Source organism: Paraburkholderia sp. JHI2823 (assembly GCF_038900695.1).
GTDB lineage: Bacteria > Pseudomonadota > Gammaproteobacteria > Burkholderiales > Burkholderiaceae > Paraburkholderia > Paraburkholderia mimosarum.
This window is the reverse complement of record NZ_JAYMRY010000245.1, coordinates 1-458: the sequence shown is the minus strand read 5'-3', so window position 1 is coordinate 458 and position 458 is coordinate 1. Positions and strand designations below refer to the sequence as shown.

Annotated in this window: 1 protein-coding gene; it reads right to left on the bottom strand. The window is 64.0% G+C overall.

Going from position 1 to position 458, the window contains the following annotated elements; all coding sequences use genetic code 11:
• Positions 1 to 64: 64 nt before the first annotated feature.
• On the bottom strand, positions 65 to 458 hold a 394-nt coding region (locus tag VSR34_RS38520), incomplete at its 5' end, for a zinc-binding dehydrogenase (RefSeq protein ID WP_342965248.1).

Genomic DNA, 458 nt, shown 5'->3' with positions numbered 1-458 from the left:
CCCCTTAGGTGCTCGCATGAGCCGGGGCGCCACTGCCTTCGATTTTTCATCCGACGGGCGAGACTTAGAGTGCCGCGAACGCTAGCAGCGGCTTGGCATCGTGTGCGGAGCTTTCGGCGGCCGTGAAGGCTTCGTGTGCGCGATCAAGGTGGTAGCGGCGCGTTGCCGGCGGCTTCAAGGTGCCCTCGGCCATACGATCGAGCAGACTGCGCAGCATCTGACCGCCTTCACGTGCCCCCATGCGTGCGAGCCACGAAAAGATGAACCAGCCGCGAACCTCGGCAGCCGAGTAGACAAGCGCTGGGGCGAAAATCGGCATCTCAAACGCTGCGGGGTCAGTCTGACGATGCGACGACAAGGCTCCATAGACGAGCATGCATCCATTCGGGGCCAATTGACGCGCAAGCGCGGCGCCCGTGCGGCCGGCGACGCAGTCAATCGCCTTCGCGATGCCATTG